The 14769-nt window shown below is 70.2% G+C and carries 15 protein-coding genes; 5 read left to right on the forward strand and 10 right to left on the reverse strand.

Annotated elements, in window-relative coordinates; genetic code table 11:
* The first annotated feature begins 124 nt into the window (after positions 1–124).
* Together CCN72_RS01765 and CCN72_RS01770 are read left to right on the forward strand one after the other, a co-directional pair.
* Positions 125–1171 (forward strand): ABC transporter substrate-binding protein, encoded by a 1047-nt coding sequence (locus tag CCN72_RS01765; RefSeq protein ID WP_086806032.1) that lies wholly within the window; start codon positions 125–127, stop codon positions 1169–1171.
* A 53-nt stretch (positions 1172–1224) separates the two neighbouring features.
* Positions 1225–2262 carry an ABC transporter substrate-binding protein gene (locus CCN72_RS01770; RefSeq protein WP_086806033.1) on the forward strand — a complete coding sequence of 346 codons (1038 nt, stop codon included), beginning with the start codon at positions 1225–1227 and terminating at the stop codon, positions 2260–2262.
* Positions 2263–2289: 27 nt separating this feature from the next.
* Here CCN72_RS01770 and CCN72_RS01775 read toward each other — a convergent pair whose 3' ends face one another.
* The 10 genes from CCN72_RS01775 to rpmB all read right to left on the reverse strand — a co-directional run bounded on the left by CCN72_RS01775 (position 2290) and on the right by rpmB (position 13271).
* Entirely contained in the window at positions 2290–3810 is a 1521-nt protein-coding gene (locus CCN72_RS01775) for a catalase (RefSeq protein ID WP_086806034.1), read from the reverse strand.
* Positions 3811–3960: 150 nt separating this feature from the next.
* Positions 3961–5070, reverse strand: coding sequence for a hypothetical protein (locus tag CCN72_RS01780; RefSeq protein WP_237553151.1), 1110 nt, complete (start codon positions 5068–5070; stop codon positions 3961–3963).
* A 41-nt stretch (positions 5071–5111) separates the two neighbouring features.
* Positions 5112–5420, reverse strand: coding sequence for a helix-turn-helix domain-containing protein (locus tag CCN72_RS01785; RefSeq protein ID WP_086806036.1), 309 nt, complete (start codon positions 5418–5420; stop codon positions 5112–5114).
* Positions 5417–6178, reverse strand: a complete 762-nt coding sequence (locus CCN72_RS01790; RefSeq protein ID WP_086806037.1) for a hypothetical protein — start codon at positions 6176–6178, stop codon at positions 5417–5419. The genes CCN72_RS01785 and CCN72_RS01790 overlap by 4 nt, the downstream gene beginning before the upstream one ends.
* Positions 6165–6458 (reverse strand): hypothetical protein, encoded by a 294-nt coding sequence (locus tag CCN72_RS01795; protein WP_086806038.1) that lies wholly within the window; start codon positions 6456–6458, stop codon positions 6165–6167. Before CCN72_RS01795 ends, CCN72_RS01790 begins: the two co-directional genes overlap by 14 nt.
* Entirely contained in the window at positions 6455–7243 is a 789-nt protein-coding gene (locus CCN72_RS01800) for a hypothetical protein (protein WP_086806039.1), read from the reverse strand. Before CCN72_RS01800 ends, CCN72_RS01795 begins: the two co-directional genes overlap by 4 nt.
* A gap of 85 nt (positions 7244–7328) precedes the next feature.
* A complete protein-coding gene (locus tag CCN72_RS01805) occupies positions 7329–8057 on the reverse strand; it encodes a Crp/Fnr family transcriptional regulator (protein WP_086806044.1) in 729 nt (242 codons plus the stop codon).
* Positions 8058–8186: 129 nt separating this feature from the next.
* On the reverse strand, positions 8187–12626 hold the full coding sequence (locus CCN72_RS01810; protein WP_086806040.1) for a hypothetical protein: 4440 nt from the start codon (positions 12624–12626) through the stop codon (positions 8187–8189).
* Positions 12627–12729: 103 nt separating this feature from the next.
* Positions 12730–13035 carry a 30S ribosomal protein S14 gene (gene rpsN / locus CCN72_RS01815; protein WP_086806041.1) on the reverse strand — a complete coding sequence of 102 codons (306 nt, stop codon included), beginning with the start codon at positions 13033–13035 and terminating at the stop codon, positions 12730–12732.
* Entirely contained in the window at positions 13035–13271 is a 237-nt protein-coding gene (rpmB, locus tag CCN72_RS01820; protein WP_086806042.1) for a 50S ribosomal protein L28, read from the reverse strand. The genes rpsN and rpmB overlap by 1 nt, the downstream gene beginning before the upstream one ends.
* 68 nt (positions 13272–13339) lie before the next feature.
* On the opposite strand from rpmB, the gene rpmG reads away from it, so the two are divergent.
* The 3 genes from rpmG to CCN72_RS01835 form a co-directional block, all read left to right on the forward strand.
* Complete coding sequence (gene rpmG / locus CCN72_RS01825) at positions 13340–13504, forward strand: 50S ribosomal protein L33 (RefSeq protein WP_085567822.1); 165 nt, start codon at positions 13340–13342, stop codon at positions 13502–13504.
* Between the two features lie 51 nt (positions 13505–13555).
* Positions 13556–13813, forward strand: coding sequence for a type B 50S ribosomal protein L31 (locus tag CCN72_RS01830; protein ID WP_085567821.1), 258 nt, complete (start codon positions 13556–13558; stop codon positions 13811–13813).
* Positions 13810–14769, forward strand: a 960-nt coding sequence (locus CCN72_RS01835) for a GTP-binding protein (RefSeq protein WP_086806043.1), incomplete at its 3' end; no start/stop codon positions are given. The genes CCN72_RS01830 and CCN72_RS01835, both read left to right, overlap by 4 nt.

Genomic DNA, 14769 nt, shown 5'->3' on the forward strand with positions numbered 1-14769 from the left:
CCTTTACCCGTCTCCCCCACCGCCCTCCTCGCCCTCCGGAGCCCGCCCGCTCGCGCGCGGCCCCGGCGGCACGCTCTCCCCTCCGCGGCCCGGCAAGCCGCACCCTCACCTCAAGGACACACCCATGCCCAGCGCAACCCTCCAGCGTTCCCACGACACCCGGCACCTGACGGCCGCCGCCCCCGGCACCCGCCCGACCCGGCGCGGCCTGCTCGCCGGCGGCCTGGGAACCGCCGCTCTCCTCGGCCTCTCCGCGTGCGGCACCGGCAACTCCGCCTCGGCCGACGGCGGCTCCGGCGGCAGCGCGTGGTCCTTCACCGACGACCGGGGCCATGCCGTACGGCTGCCCCGGCGGCCGAAGCGGATCGCGTTCCTCACCGACTCCGTCGGCGCCGCGCTGTGGGCGGCCGGACTGCATCCGGTCGCCGCCACGGACTCGGGGCAGGGCATCGTCCCGGCCGTCAAGCCGGACTGGTCCGGTGTCACCAAGATCTACTCGGCGGACAAGGGCGTACGGCTCGAAGCGCTCGCCCAGGCCCGCCCGGACCTCCTGATCGACGCCGTGCAGCCGGACGGCACCCTCCAGGTGGCCTCCCAGCTCCCGGAGGTCGCCAAGATCGCCCCGGTCGTCGGGCTGAGCACCTACCACTCGATCGAGCAGATCGTCGGCACCGCCGACCGGCTGACCGGGAGCCTCGGCACCACGCTCACGGACGGCGAGGCGAAGGCCCGCTACCAGGAAGCCGGCACCCGGCTGCGCAAGGCGATCGCCGCCAACCGGGAGCTGCGGGTCGGCTTCGTCTTCGGCATCGACAAGAACACCCTCGGCGTGATGAACCCCAAGACCTGGGCCGTGCTGAAGACGGTGAGCGCGCTGGGGATGAACCTGGTCCCGGTGCCCGGCGGCTCCGCCAACACCTACAGCCAGGCCGTGAGTTGGGAGAACGTACCGTCCCTCCCGGCCGACCTGCTGGTGTGGGCCGTGTCCGACCCGCTGCCGGACAACCCGCTGTGGAAGCGCACGCCCGCCGTGCGCGCCGGACAGCTGTGGAAGCCCGAACTGGCCTCCTGGTACGCCTACAGCTGGGAGAACTTCACCGTCCTGCTCGACGGCCTGGCCACCCATGTCCACTCCGCCCGCGCGGGCATCGGACCGCACTCCGCCTCCTGAACCCCCTTCACCTCCCCGGCCACACACTCCGGCTTCCCACACCTGGATCCACCATGACCGCCGTACCCTCCCCCACCCGCACGTCCACGCCGCGCCCCGCGTCCGCCTCCCGGCGCCCCAGGCGTCCGCGTCTGCTGCGCCCGGTCGTCGCCGCGGCCGCGCTGGCGCTGGCCCTCACCGCCTGCGACGCGTCCTCGTCCTCGTCCGCCTCCGGCGGTTCCGACGGCAAGTCCGCCGCGACCCGGGTGGTCCCCACCGCGCACGGCAAGGTGACCGTGCCCGCGCATCCGCTGCGGATCGTCTCCGTGCACTCCTGGTCCACCGAGTCGCTGTTCGACCTGGGTCTCAAGCCCGTCGGCGTGGAGAACAGCGGAGCCAACTACGTCCCGCCGCGCTATCTGAAGCGCTGGAAGGCCGCGGCGAAGGTGACGACCGGCGCCGACATCGACTACGAGAAGATCGCCGCGCTCAAGCCGGACCTGATCGTCGGCGTCGACGTGCCCTACCTCTCCAAGGCGTACAAGAGGCTGTCGGCCATCGCGCCGACCACGTTCGCGCCCTTCAGCGAGACCTCCTCCTGGTCCGCGTATCCGCAGGCCACGGCCGGGTTCGTCAACGGCACGGCGCAACTCACCCGGCTCAAGCAGAAGTACGACGACCGGATCGCCGCGGCACGCAAGACCCTCGGCCCCAAGCTGACCGACAGCAGCTGGGACGTTATCCAGGGCGGCTTCGACAGCGGCAACTACTGGATCTACAGCTCCGCCTCGCCGGTCGGGGACATCCTCTCCAAGCTCGGGGTGCGCTTCGCCTCCGCCACGGCCTCGGTCGGCAAGGGCGACACCAAGTCCGTGTCGTACGAGCGGGCGGACCTGCTGAAGGACGCCGACTACGTCGTCTACTACACGAACAACGACGGCTCCCCCGCCAACGACATCCAGAAGCTGTTCGCGCTGCGGACGTTCAAGGAGCTGCCGGCCGCCAAGAAGCACCGGGTGGTCGGCACCCCCGACTTCCTGCCCGGCTCGTACAGCGACGCCATGGGCGTGGTCGACAGCATCGAGAACGCGTTGCGGGGGCAGGCAGGCTGAGCCGGGGGGCCGCCCGGCCCGGACGTTTCACGCCTTGTGCTGCATGGAACTCCGTGCCGGGTTGCCCTGTTCGGCGGCCTTGGGGTCCTTCTCGTCCGCCTTGGCCCGGACGCCGTCGGCGATGCGCTTGCCGATGGTCTCGTCGATATGGGACCAGTATTCGAAGGCACGTTCGAGGACGGGCTCGGTCACCCCGTTGAGAAGGTGTCCGACCACATTGTCGACCAGCCGGTCACGGGCGGCATCGTCCATGACCTCGCGCACCAGGGTTCCAGGCTGCCCCCAGTCGTCGTCCTCGGGGTGGGAGACGTAGGCCGCGCGGGTGATCTCACCGTCGGCCGTCCAGCTGGGCGGGGACCCGTAACGCTCGGTGTCCGCCGCGGGGCCGCCCTTGGAGTTCGGGGCGTAGACGGGGTCGGTCGTGTTCCGGTACGCCATCGCGCCGTCCTTGGAGTAGGAGTGGACGTCGACGACGGGCGCGTTCACCGGCAGTTGCTGGTAGTTGGCGCCGATGCGGTGGCGGTGGGCGTCCGCGTAGGAGAACAGCCGGGCCAGCAGCATGCGGTCCGGGCTCGGGCCGATGCCGGGGACGAAGTTGTTGGGCTGGAACGCGGCCTGTTCGATCTGGGCGTGGTTGTCCGTGGGGTTGCGGTCGAGCGTCATACGGCCGACCGGGATGAGCGGGTAGTCACCGTGCGGCCACACCTTGGTGAGGTCGAACGGGTTGAACCGGTAGCCCGCCGCCTCGTCGTACGGCATCACCTGCACGTACAGACTCCAGCTGGGGAAGTCACCGTCCCGGATGTGCTCGAAGAGATCCCGCGTGTGGTAGTCCGTGTCGGCCGCGGCCATCTGGTCGGCCTCGTGCTGGGTGAAGAACTCGATCCCCTGATCGGTCTTGAAGTGGTACTTCACCCAGAACCGCTCACCGGCGGCGTTGATCCACATGTAGGCGTGCGAGGTGTACCCGTTCATGTGGCGCCAGGTCCGCGGGATGCCCCGGTCCCCCATCAGCCAGGTCACCTGGTGGGCCGACTCCGGGGAGAGCGTCCAGAAGTCCCACTGCATGTCGTGATCGCGCAGGTTGTTGTCGGCGCGGCGCTTCTGGGAGCGGATGAAGTGCTGGAACTTCATCGGGTCCTTCACGAAGAACACCGGCGTGTTGTTGCCGACCATGTCGTAGTTGCCCTCGCTGGTGTAGAACTTCACCGCGAAGCCGCGCGGATCACGCCAGGTGTCCGGGCTGCCGCGCTCACCGGCGACGGTCGAGAAGCGGATGACCAGGTCGGTACGGGTGCCGGGCTGGAACAGGGCCGCCTTCGTGTACGCGCTGACATCACCGGTCACCTCGAAGTGACCGAAGGCACCGCTCCCCTTGGCATGCGGCTGACGCTCGGGGATCCGCTCCCGGTTGAACTGTGCCATCTGCTCGATCAGATAGGCGTCCTGCAACAGGATCGGTCCCCCGGGGCCCACGGTGAGCGAGTGCTCATCGCTCTCGACCGGCGCTCCGGAATCACTGGTGGTGGCGGGTCGGATCTCCGTCATGGGCTCTGCCTTTCGTGTACGACACCCCATTCCCACAGGCCGCGTGTCCAGGAGAGGGCGGGGTAAACACGAGGGCGTCAATCAGGCCCCCCGCCGGGGCGTACATGACAGGGCCCGGACCCCAGGGGCCCGGGCCCATGCCGGGCGGACTCACCCGGTCGGGTGCTGCGTGTCCTGCGCCAGATCACGCGCCTTGCCCGCCCACTCCCCCATGCAGGCGATGGCGGAGGTCATCCGCTTCACCGCGGTGGAGATGTCCCTCACCGGGTCACGGAGGTGCCGGCTCACCTGGACCAGATCGCTCGCGGACGCACCGAGGGAGACGATCTGGGTCAGCCCCGCCTGGGCCGACTCGTTCAGCTCGATGAGCCATCCCAGGAGCTCCCCCGCCGTCTCGTCGCGCTCGTCGGGGGACATCACCTCGATCAGGCCCAGTACGGCCCGCACCCCGCTGTCCATGGTCACCATCCGCTCCGCGAAAGCCCCGGCGACGGTGTCCATCTCCCCCGCCAGTGCGCTGAGCGATTCCGCGTATCTGATCACGGCCGCGAGCCGTACTCTCGCGGGGGCGTTCGCCTGAACCAGGTCGAGCATCTCGATGTTGCTCTGATCGGACAGCGTCCCGATCGTCTCGATCACCTTCGTCAACGCCCCCATGTGAGCGGTCATCTCTTCCAGCCCGTCCTCGATCGCGGCGAAATCGTCGAGCAGGCCCGACGGGTTCTCGTCGGCCGTGCCCTCCTCGTCCTCCCCTCCCTCGCCGCGGTTGGGCAACGACTGCCAATCGACGCTCTGCAACGCTCGCACCACCCGTGCCGGGGTGAGGAGTTCGAAGCCATCGCGCATCCCGGCTTCCAGGGCGCTCTCGATCTCACGCCGCGCACCGGCCAGATGGCTGCGTGCCCGTTGATAGCGGATCGTCCTGATCGAGGCGATGTCGAAAGGCAACTGCCCTGCCTCGCCGATATGGATCGTCGCCCTGCCGGTGATGTGCCGCAGCCCCAACTCGTACATCACATTGGGATTGCCGCCGCTGACATCCGCGATGACCAGGTCGGACTCGATGACATGCCGGCAGACCTGTTCGTTGATGTCACCGGCGTGCGCGATGCCGTCCGCACGGACGACGGCGATCTCGTACTTCTCGCAGGCGGGCGCGATCACCTGCTCGAAGATCCCCAGGTGGTGCTCGTAGGCCTCCCGCTCGGGGCTGCCGTGTGCGGCGTACTGATCACCGATCGGGCCGATGACGAAACACATCCGGGGCCGATCGGGCCTGCGCCGAGGTGGCTGGGACGCCTTCATCCGCGGTATTCCCCTTCACGATCCTGGAGGTCGTCGATCCGGGCGGCGTGCTCCGCGCCGAGCTCCAGGTCGACCGCGTACACCGGTCGTTCCTCGATGCCGAGGGAGCGCAACAGGCATGCCGTCGGGATGCGGTAGCGCCGGCCGACGCGCAGCACGGTGCAGGGGAAGGTGCCGAAACGGATCAGCTTGTACGCCGTTCCGGGACAGACCCCGAAGGCCCGGGCAGCGGTTCGCAGATCGACGCTCAGGGGCAGATCGAACGCCTCTGCGAAGCTCAGGGGCGGCCCGGACCGGGCGCTCACCGTCGCACCCCTGTGGGTCGCAGCACCAGGGTGCCGATGAGTTCCGCCTCCTCATGGCGACGGGCTCGGAAGACGATGTCGGACAAACCCGCGCAGTGCGCGAGTGCTCCGATCCGCTCCCCCTCTCGCCGGGCGGGCGACGACTCCGCGAAGCGCAGTGTGGCTGCCAGTCCGTCACGGCGCGGCGGAGGAGTGACATGCAGTTCCCACTCGTCGGCCTGCTGCCCTGACTCCTCCCGTGACGTCGTGGCGTTGCGGGCCTCAGCGAAGCGGGCGACATCCACGACGGGGACCTCCCTCCTGATACGGCCGGCGTAGGCCCACATCCGGCCCACCGCCTCCTTGATCATGTGACCGGCGGGGTCCGGGCCGTCCGGATCCACGGTGTCGAGCGCGGCGAGCAGGGCCAGTACGGCCTCGGCCTCGAGGTCGGCGCGCTCGATCCGTGACTGGCGCAGGATCCGGTACAGATTGCGGTACAGGGCGGGAGCGGCCAACCACAGGACGAGCAGACGACCCGTGCCGGCCCCCTCCCTGGGCTCCTGTCGCGCCTCCATGACCGCCTGCCGCCAGATGGCCGTCCGTAATTCTTCGTCGCGGCGCGGCCGCCCGTACAGGGCGGTCCTACAGTCCTCCGGGGACAGCTGTACCGGCGTGTTCCCGACACTCACCGTGAGCTGCCGGCACTCGCCTCCGGGCGCCTTGCGAAGGGCTGCCCCGATCAGGGCGAACGCGCCGCGCGGGTCAGTCGTGGTCATCGCTTCTCCTCTCCGGCCCCATGAGGCCGATGTGCGACAGCGCCGCAGCGGCTTCCTCGCAGGCGTCCGCGAGGGCGGTCAGCGCCGAGCGCAGAGCCGCGTGGCGTCTCTTCGAGAGCGGGCCCGCCGCCCCCGGCCGCAGCCGGGGCGGTCCCGCCGAGGGGAAGGGCGGGTGGACGTGGATGCCGCCGTACACGTTGTGGCCCACGTTCACCCCGTAGTCCGCCCATTGGGTGCTGTCCCCTCCCAGGCGGACCGCGCCCTCGTCCAGGTCCGTCACCAGTCGCGCCAGGGACTGGCCTGCGGGGGCGTCGCGGGGAGGCCGACGTTCAGGCCGCCGTTGACGTCCCGGCCGACCGCGACGCCCTGGCGGACGTGTTGGGAGAGACTTGTCCGACGCGTGACGGGGACGTCCGCCGACGGCAGCGGCTCGGACACTCCGTCCACGGCTGCCCGGATGCCGTCCGGCCCGTGACCCGGCACCCGGATCCAGCCGTAGCCTCCGAACTCCTTGACCTGCACATGGACGCGCACGTACTGCGCCGGGTCGAGGCCGGGATGCCCGAACCGCACGACGTCCTGGTACAGCCGGTCCGACACCATGACGGCGAGATCGGCCGAGGTGAGGGCGGCCAGTACGGCCTTCAGCGGGGGCGCGTTCACATAGCGTGCCACGGCGACCGGTGCGGGTCCGGCATGCCCGAGAGCGGCGTCGGTGGCAACGCCGGCGTCGACGGCCAACCGCAGCCGGACCCGCTGGGCGGCCTGACGGGCGTTCAGCGATTCGAGGCAGGCCGACAGATGGTGCACGAACGCTCCCAGAACGGTGGAGTCCGTGTCCTCCGGGAGGACGGCGAACTCCATGTCGCCTTGCGGCTGTCGGGCCCATGTCGCGCGGTCCAGTCCCGACAGCGTCGCCGCCTCGTCCAGCAGACGGACCAGGTCGGCCTGCACCGCCGACTGGGTCCGGGTGTCGAGACGGCTGTACTGCTCCATGTCCGCCGCCAGGCACAGCCGGCGGTGCGGGACGACGTCCGACGGCCCGAGGCATGAGGGTTCCCTCACGGCAACTCGCCACCTTCCAAAGTTGTTGGGTGCGATGCACGCCAACTCTGCGGGAGGGGGCCGTCCCAGCCGAAGAAACCCGTATTTATGCGGTTCTGTGGCTGCTTTCCTCGGCGACCGACGCGCTCAACCGGGCCACCTGGCTCAGCCGAGGCAAGTCCCGTACGAAAGTCCGCCGTTCACCGGTACTGATAAGCCCGTCCCGGCGCAGCCGAGCGAGCGCCTTGTGCACCGTGTTCGTCGTGGATCCGGTGAGGGCGGCGAACTCCGGCTGGGACAGATTCACATCGATGCGAACCACGCCGTTCCGTTCCTTCCGGCCGTACGACACGGCCAGTTCGACGAGGACACGGGCCAGCCGGACGAGGACCGGGTATCCGGCGAACTCCAGCCGCCAACGGTCGGACCGCCGCAGTCGGCCACAGAACACGCCCATGAGGGGCACCATGGTCTCGGGGTTGGCGTGGAGAAAGGGCACCAATGCACACGCCGGGATGAAAGCGGCGGTCACATCGCCGCAGGCGGTGACCGTCGCCGACCTCGGCCCGCGGTCCAGCGCCGCCACCTCGCCCACCACGTCACCGGCGATCTTGATGTCCATGAGCGCTGCCCGACCCCCGTCGAGCCGAGCGGTCACCTTCACCACACCTTTGTAGAGGACCACCATGTCCTGCGTGTGATCGCCCTCGTTGATCAGCACGTCCCCCACGGCGAAGTGGCGCCGGACCCCGAGCCGTGCGAAGGCGGCGCGCGCTTCGTCCGTCAGGGCGTTCAGGAACTGAGGGCGGCCCTCCATGTTCGACCCATGCATCATGTGCACAGCAGAGCACGCTCTGTGCACGGCGGTCCCGGTTTCCGCCCGGCCCCCCGGTACACCGAGTGCATGACGAGGCGCACGGCGGCGCACAGGTGGAGCACCCCGCCGCTCTCCTCGTGGAACAGCTCAAGGCCGGTCGGCGCGGCCGATCGCTTCGGCGACACCGTACGAACCACGGAGCAGCAGTTGGTCGAGCAGGTCGAGGATCTCGGAGCGGCGCGCGGCCGAGGCGCCCTGGGCGTGGGCGCGGACCAGGAGTTCGCCGATGTGATGGGCGTCGGCCGCGGCACGGGTGGTGAGGTCGGCCGAGGCGGCACCGGACACCGCGAGGAATTGCCGCACGCACGTCAGCACCAGTTCGTCGACCCGGTCGGGCGCCTGCTCCAGCGTGATCAGCAACTGGGACAGGGCCGGCTCGAAGGCACCGGATTCCATCAGCGCGTTCACCGTCCTGCGGACCGGTCCCAAGCGATGGCCCCTCAGCGCGACGGCCACAGCGGCGGCGGCCTCCCGTACGTCCTCCTGCGGATCGTGGAAGAAGCGGACGAGGGCGTGATGCGCAAGCTCCATGTCCCCGGTGTTCACGAGGCGTTGGGCGCAGACATCCGCGGCACCCTGACGCTGTGCTCCGTCCGTTCCGGCAAGCACTCCCGACAGCAGATCCCGCATCTCCCACTCCATGGCCGCGAGCGCGGCGATCTGTCCACCGATCCGCCGCACCACCGCCACCGGGGAGCGCAGCATCCGTTCCATCACCGGTCTGCCCGCCGCCGGGTCTCCGTGACACAGCGCCACGAACAGGCGGGCCACGTTCCGCGAGGCGAGCAGCCGGTCGGGGGCCCGGACGAGCACGGTGAAGGCATCGGCGACCGCGGGCCGGTCGTACCGGATCGCGGCATGGAGCACATGCGCCACGCACGCCCGGACGGCGAGCGAGGGGGTGGCGGCCAGCCGGCCGAGGTGCGGTACCACCAGGGCGGCCCGGGCGCCGTCCGGATCGTGGCCGAGCAGATCGGCGATGCTCTCGGCCGCACTGCCGCGCACGGTGTTGATCCCGGCGGTGAACAGGTCGTGCTCCTCGTCCTCCTCCTTGCCGGTGATGTCGCCGGACTCGTCGGGGCCCAGGGAGCGTTCCAGAAGGACCTCCAGCAGATCGAGAGGCACACAGGCGGCGTACTTCCGTATCGCTCGTCCCAGCCAGCGGTCATACGCCGACTTGCCTTGGCCCGCGAAGTGGCGAACTGCCGTGAAAATGACGTCCGGATCATCGTGGGCCTCCGCGTCACCGAGGCCTTGGAGCAGCGACGCACCATAGGCAGGGTGCATCCTGGCGTCCATCCGCAAGGCGAGTCGGGCGAAGCGGCCGGGGTCCGCTGCCGTCATGTCGTGCAGCACGTGCGAGAGCTCCTGGGCGCCGCCGGTGAAGGTCGTCCAGTCGGTGTGGTCCTGGTGGTGCTTTCTCATGGCGCCGAGCCATTGGTCGTCGCTCATGTGCCGAGCCGCTTGCGAGGGGATCGGCGATCCGATGAACCCGGCCGTCATCCCCTGTGGCTCGTCCGGCTCCCTCCTGTCGTCATGGAGTCTGCGCAGTTCTCCGAGCCGGCGCGCGGCCCGCCCGGAGAGCCGGGCTTCGGGGAGCGCGGTCAGCAGCGTGAACTCGTGCCAGGGTGAGAGTTCGCCGTCGGGGGGAAGGCGTAGGTGGAGAAGGGCGCCTTCCAGCCGCGCGAGTGTGTCCTCGGGAAGGACGTCGCCGATGACGCACAGGATTTCCCGGGCGCCCCACACGATATTGCCCGCGTAACCGGACATGAGCCGGTGTTCCCCTTGCAGGAGGATTTCGGCGGCCCACGGTGCGAGGGCGGGCCCCGCCCCGATCAGGGCCTGGTAGAGGAGCCACTGTGCCGCCTCGAAGGGCACACACGCGAGTGGTGTCACCAGCTCCCGTGCGCGGGCGGGCTCTCGGTCCGCCAGCAGCCGCAGAGCCTTGGCCGCGCCCCGGAACAGGGCACCGCCCAGGTCGGCGGGTTCGTCGTCCGGGGACCGGAAGCCGAAGTGCTTGTCGTGGACCAATCGCTCCACCCGCGGTGGGATCGCGGTCACGGTCATGACGTCCAGGAGCAGGGGCAGCACCTGGACGCAGAAGGCCTCCGGGGCACCCAGCGCGGCGGCCTCGACGACATGTATCGCCGAGTGGTCCCGGTCGAGCAGGACGGCGACCCTGCCGTCGTGAGCGAGTGCGAGCGCGTCCGGGCGGTCCGAGACCAGTGCGGCCATCAACTCGACCGCCCAGCCCGCTTGTCTCTTCACCAGGTCTTCCGCCGAGATCCAGATGAGATGCTCGCGGCCGGCGAGAACCCCCCTTCGGGCGGCGGCCAGCAGGAGATCGAAGAGCCTTCTGCTGTCGGCCAGGTCGGCGAAGCGGATGATCCGCTCCAGCCAGGTCCCGAAACGCGGATCCCGCGTGTGCGGTTCCAGGAGGCAGGCGACCCGGTCGGGAAAGGTGTCGGCACCTGCGGCCATCATCCGCAGCGCCCAGTCGTGTTCCCTCGCGTCGGCGCTGGTCAGCCAGCCGTCGAACACCGCCTCATCGTCCGCGCGCCGGAACCATGCCGCGCTGCTGACCGCGTTCACGAGCTGGGACTGGAACAGCGGTCGCGTGTCCAGCACCCGTGCGAGGGCCCCCCATTCGCCGGCGGTGGGGTCCTGGATGCCACGCAGCACGGCCAGGGTGACGTCTTTGAGGTGGTACCGGATCTCCGGAGTGGTCAGCAGTGCCTCGACCTCCTCGGTGAACCGTTCCGGGTCCAGGTCCCGCAGATGGTCGAGGACCTGTCGTGTCTGCCCCCGGCGGAACAGCTCCTGCTCCCCGCCGAGGAGGAAGGCGACAAGTCTCTCGTCGCGCCGCAGCCAGTCCCGTGCGAAGGCGTAGTCGAAGAAGCTCTCGTGGAAGAAGGCCAGTTGTCGGCCGTCTCGCACACAGACGTGCTCGGACACCAGCACGTCCGCGCTCACGACGAGGTCGTCCGCGTCGAGCACAGTGTCCGGTGCGAAGAGCCGTTGCCGCGCGCTCATGGCTGTCACCACTGCCGACACCGCCTCGTGGAAACGCACGGAGGGCTGGCGACGTACGCACTCCTTCCGCTTGGTGTCCCAGAAGGCGTCGAAGAGCTGCCGTGTCGTGCGGAAGGTGAGGGGCTTCTCCTGGTCGGGGATCTGAGCGAGGAGGACCAGATGCAGCGGTGACCGCAGCAGACCGCGCTGGGAAGGTGCCAGGTGAGAGGCGTCCAGGCCCATGCCCGCGAGCGCGGTGTCGACCTGGGCGTCGGAGAGCGGTCCGACGGAGACGCGCGCGCACCGGTCCGACGCGGTGAGTTGCCGGATCCGGGGGTCGGCCCGGGCATCGAACGCCCGGCATACGAGGACGACGCGCATGGCCGGGTACGCCATGGCCTCACCGAGCAGGTCGGCCACCGCGTCGAAGGTGTCCGGGATACGTCCCGATGCCAGGCTGACCGCGTCGAGCTGGTCCACGATCAGCACGCAGGGGCGCCCGTTCGCCACGGCGCCGAGGGCGGCGACCGGTGACATGGTCAGCTGGATGCGCTGACCGAGCTCATGGGTGGAGGTGAAGGGGGCCAACCGGTCGAGACGGAACCCGAGCACCGGCGTACCCATCGCGGTGAGGGCGGTCAGTGCCTGGTGCAGTACGGCGCTCTTTCCCCCGCCCGCCTCGCCCGTCACCACGATGACCTGATGCGCGTCGTTCAGGGCCTGGTCCACCAGTTGGTCAGCCGTGTCCCGGGGGATCGTGGGGCGGAGCAGTTCACGTTCGACGCCGGCCGCCCAGCGACGGGTCGCCGCGCTCACCGCGTCCGTCGTCTCGGCGCCGTCGATCCGGTTGATCCGCCGTAGCCCGTACTCTCCCAGCCGGGCGACGATGGCCGGTGCGTCGAGCGTCGTCCCCACATGGTTCAGCAGGAGATCGCCGAGCCCGAGGACCGCGAGGCGCCCCGGGGCTCCGGAAAGGACCTGTTCGGCCAGCACCGCGTTGGTGTTGACGATGTCCCGCTCGTGGTGCCATTCCACCCGCAGACCGCGCAGCATCCGCCAGGCCGTGGCGGCCGAGCCATAGACATCGGGTGCGGCCAGGGCCTGGAACGGGCCTTGCAGTCCGTCGGTCAGCCAGGAGTCCTCGAAGGCGGACAAGTCGTCGGAACGGCGGGCGCGGTCGGCCAACTCGTCGAGCGCACGGGCGGGGAGCAGGGAGACGAAGTGGAACGCGCGGCCCGCGTCGACATGGGACCGGAGGCTTCTCCACACCCCCTTGTCCCGGAGCGAGGCGACGTTCCAGCTGTTCGCGTTCCGGTTCTGGCGCTTGACCTGGTGGACCTGGGTTCCCCCGTCATGGCGATAGACGAACTCGACGCCGTCGCCCAGGGAACCGCCCGGCTCCACGGTGATCGACGTCCCCATGCCCAGCAGTACGTAGAGGGCATGCCTGATCGTCCAGGCCCCCTCGTAACGGTTGCCGAACTTGTCCGTCTCTCCTCCCGGCCGCGGTGCCACCCTGGTCCCTTTCCACTGCGGCCCCCGCTCCACACCGGAATCCCGGGACGCGTGGGGCACGATGGGGACGACACGAGTGCGCCGCCCCCACCCAACTCCCTTTCTACCAGGATGACTTCGTCACGCCAGGCAGATACCCGGCATGCGCCTGCGCCCGTACGTTCACCCGGGAGAGGCCGAACTTGCGCAGGTGGCCGCGGGGGCGGCCGTCCACGCTGTCGCGGTTGCGGACCCGGGTCGCGCTCGCGTCCCGGGGCTGGCGGCGCAGCTCCGCCCCCGCGGCGGCCTTCTCGTCGGCCGTGGCGCGCGGGGACACCAGGACGGCCTTCAGTTCGGCCCGGCGCTTGGCGTAACGCGCCACGATCCGCTTCCGCCGGTCGTTCTTCGCGATCTTGCTCTTCTTCGCCATCAGACACACTCCCCGCGGGCCCGGATCCGGGCGACGGCGGCCTCGATGCCGATGGCGTCCACGGCCTTGATGGCCCGCGCGCTCAGCCGCAGACGGACGTGCCGCCCCTCGCTGGGCAGCCAGTAGCGCTTGTGCTGGATGTTGGGGTCGAACCGGCGCGAGGTACGCCGGTGCGAGTGGGAGATCTTCTTGCCGAAGCCGGGCCGGGCGCCGGTCAGTTGACAGTGGGCGGACATGCGTGGTTCTGCCTTTCTCTCCACCGATGCTTATCGGTAATGGAAATCATTGTCGTATGCTACCTCTCATGGCCCGCAACGAAGTACGCCCGATCGTCAAGCTCCGCTCCACCGCCGGCACCGGCTACACGTACGTGACCCGCAAGAACCGCCGGAACGACCCGGACCGGCTGGTGCTGCGCAAGTTCGACCCCGTGGCCGGACGCCATGTCGAGTTCCGCGAGGAACGCTGACCGCTCCGGCCGCCACCCACCCGCTTTCACCCGAACCAGGGAAGAGACACCATGAAGCCCGGAATCCACCCCGCCTACCGCCCGGTCGTCTTCCGCGACAGGGCCGGTGACTTCGCCTTCCTCACCCGCTCGACGATGACCAGCGACAGGACCGTCGAGTGGGAGGACGGCCGCACCTACCCGGTGGTCGACGTCGAGATCTCCTCGGCGAGCCACCCCTTCTACACCGGCACCGCCCGTGTGCTGGACACCGCCGGCCGCGTCGAGCGCTTCGAGCGCCGCTACGGGCGGGAGGGGAGCCGCCGATGAGCACCGAAGGACCGATGCCGGTGGTGATCGTCGGCGGACTGCACGCCGACGCCCGGCGCGAGGCGGTCGAGCGGCTGCTGCGCGAGGTGCCCGGCAGTGTCGCCCTCCACCACGACCTGTCCGCGGGCCCGGCCGGCACCGTGCGCCGTACCGTCCGCGACGCCACGGGCGAGACCGCCTGGGGCGAGACACCCCTGGTCAACGACTGCGCCTGCTGCGCCCTGCGCGAGGACCTCGTCCCCGAACTGGAGCGGCTGGCCGACGGCGGGCTGACCCGTCTCGCGGTCGTCGAGCTGTGGGACTCCGTGGAGCCCCGGGGCATGGCGGAGGTCATCGCCGCCCATGGCGGCGGCGCCTTCCGGCTCACCAATGTGCTGACCGCCGTGGACCCCGCCCTCGTCCTGCCCGCCCTGTCCAACGGCGACGACCTCGCGGAGGCCGGGCTCGCCGCGGCCCGGGCGGACCGGCGCACCGTGGGCGACACGTTCGCACGGCAGTTGGAGTACGCTCCCGTCCTCGCCGTGGCCGAGGGTCCCACCACCGGACTCGACGACCTCGCGCTCCTGCGGCAGTTGCACCCCTTGGCGCGCCGGATCCCCGTCGGTTCGGGGCAGTTGGGGACGGTCGCGGTCGCCGGCTTCGACGTGGCGGCGGCGGCCGCCGCACAGCATCCGGCCTGTGCCCGGCTCCCCCACGACTGCGACGAGGACGGCATCAGCACGCTCGTCTGGCAGCGTCGCCGGCCCTTCCACGCCGGCCGGCTCTTCGCGGCGCTGGAGGATCTGTGCTGCGCCGCGGCCCGCAGCCGGGGCAGGTTCTGGCTGGCGGACCGGCCCGACAGCCTGCTCGCCTGGGAGGCCGCCGGTGGGGCGCTGTGCGTGGAGAACGCCGGACCGTGGATGGCCGCACTGCCGGACGCCGCCTGGGAGTTGATGCCGGCCGAGCGCCGTACGGCC

The sequence above is a fragment of the Streptomyces murinus genome, assembly GCF_002154555.1.
Taxonomy (GTDB): domain Bacteria; phylum Actinomycetota; class Actinomycetes; order Streptomycetales; family Streptomycetaceae; genus Streptomyces; species Streptomyces murinus.